The sequence below is a fragment of the Roseibium denhamense genome (assembly GCF_009711415.1).
GTDB lineage: Bacteria > Pseudomonadota > Alphaproteobacteria > Rhizobiales > Stappiaceae > Roseibium > Roseibium denhamense.
In genome coordinates this window covers 1-1,733 of sequence record NZ_SMLZ01000051.1, presented here as the reverse complement: position 1 = coordinate 1,733, position 1,733 = coordinate 1, and the positions used below count along the sequence as shown (strand labels likewise).

At 58.3% G+C, this 1,733-nt stretch carries 1 protein-coding gene; it reads right to left on the bottom strand.

The window, feature by feature from the left end; all coding sequences use genetic code 11:
- Positions 1-36: 36 nt before the first annotated feature.
- Positions 37-1,623 carry an ABC transporter substrate-binding protein gene (locus tag E1180_RS00185; protein ID WP_155189080.1) on the bottom strand — a complete coding sequence of 529 codons (1,587 nt, stop codon included), beginning with the start codon at positions 1,621-1,623 and terminating at the stop codon, positions 37-39.
- Positions 1,624-1,733: the final 110 nt, after the last annotated feature.

The window sequence follows — 1,733 nt, the reverse complement described above, 5'->3', positions numbered from 1 at the left end:
ACTTACCGCCGGCGCGAACATTGCTCCGTTCAAGCCTTATTTGCTAAAGCTCATGAACTTGAAGTGCGGTTGATCTTCCGGCTGCACCGGGAAATCAATCTTGTCTGTCATGCCCCAGTTCAAGACCTGGTTGTGGATCGGCAGGTACAGGTTTTCAGACTTAACTGTGTCCCAGATCTCCGCAATCGTCGCGTTGCGGACTTCCTGGTCCGTTTCGGACGCAAGGCTGGCGATCTTCGCATCCAGTTCCGGGTTGGAGTAGCCGGTTGCATTCCAGGAGCCGAGCTTGTCGGTCGTGGTGTGGGTCAGGAAGTTGAAGATATACTCGGAGTCGAACGTCGGAACGCCCCAGCCGAGCATATAGAAGTCTGTTTCCTTGTTCTGGATCAGCGGGAAGTGCTGTGCCTTAGGCTTGGCGTCCAGATTAACGGTGATCCCGATCTGGCCCAGCATGCCGACAGCGGCCTGACAGATGCCTTCATCGTTGATGTAGCGGTCGTTCGGGCAGTTCAGCGTGAGGCTGAACCCGTCGCCGTAACCGGCTTCTTCCATCAGGGCCTTGGCTGCAGCCACATCATAGGCCGGGGCGGCATCCAGCTCTTCCGTCCAGCCGTTGACGAACGGAGGCATGATCACACCGGTCGGTGCGGACTGTTCGCGCATCACGACTTTCTTGATGGCATCGCGGTTGATGGCGATGTTCATTGCTTCGCGGACGCGGTTGTCAGCGAGCGGGTTCTTGCCGTCGACATTGTCGCTCGTCAGATCGTCAGCGCCCTGGTTCATGCCGAAGAAGATCGTGCGGTTCTGGGCCGCTGTGTTCAGCCGCAGGCCGTCTGTCTCGGCAACGCGCACGAGATCCTGGACCGGAACGTCCTGAATGAGATCAACTTCACCGGACAGAAGCGCGGACACGCGGGTCGCGCTTTCCTGGATCGGGGTGTAGATGATTTCCGTGACTTCCAGCGGGAACTCGCCCTTGCCCCAGTAGTTCGGGTTCTGCTTCAGGATGGTTTCGGAATCCTGCTTGCGGCTTTCAAGGGTAAAGGCGCCGGTGCCGTTGACGGCCCGTACACACGGGTTGTCGCCGCCATTTGCGATGTCCTGCGGTGCTTCACAGCCATTGTCAGTGGCCCAGCCAGAATCCATGATGAACAGGTTCGTCATGTTGTTCGGCAGCAGCGGGTTCGGTCCGTCGGTTTCGAAATGAACCGTGTAATCGTCGACCTTGCGCACATCCGTAATGGAGTTCAAAAGCTCTTTCATGGCCGATGTCGGCATCATGGCGCGCTTGAAGGAGAAGACCACGTCATCGGCGGTAAAGTCTTCGCCGCCATGGAACTTCACACCTTCGCGGAGCTTGAATTCCCAAACATTCGGGTTTTCGGTCGGCTCCCAGCTGGTGGCGAGCGCCGGAATGATTTGCGCTGCCATGTCACGCTGCAGGAGCGGCTCGTACATCTGGTGGGCCAGAGCGTGGGTCGGGCCCTCATTTTGTGCATGCGGATCCAGCGTCAGGGAGTCGCCGGCACGCGCCCATCGCAGAGTTTCGGCATTTACCGCGCTCAAGCCGGCGCAAAGCGCCACACTTGCTGCGGTCAGCTTCAAAAAAGTCTTCGTCATGTTCAATTCCCCTTCGGTTGTCCTGGTGCCGGTTTCCGGCGTGATCTTATGGCGATCCCCAGTGTGCCATGCGTGGCAATTCTACCGCCGCTGCATGGCTCTCAAGACCC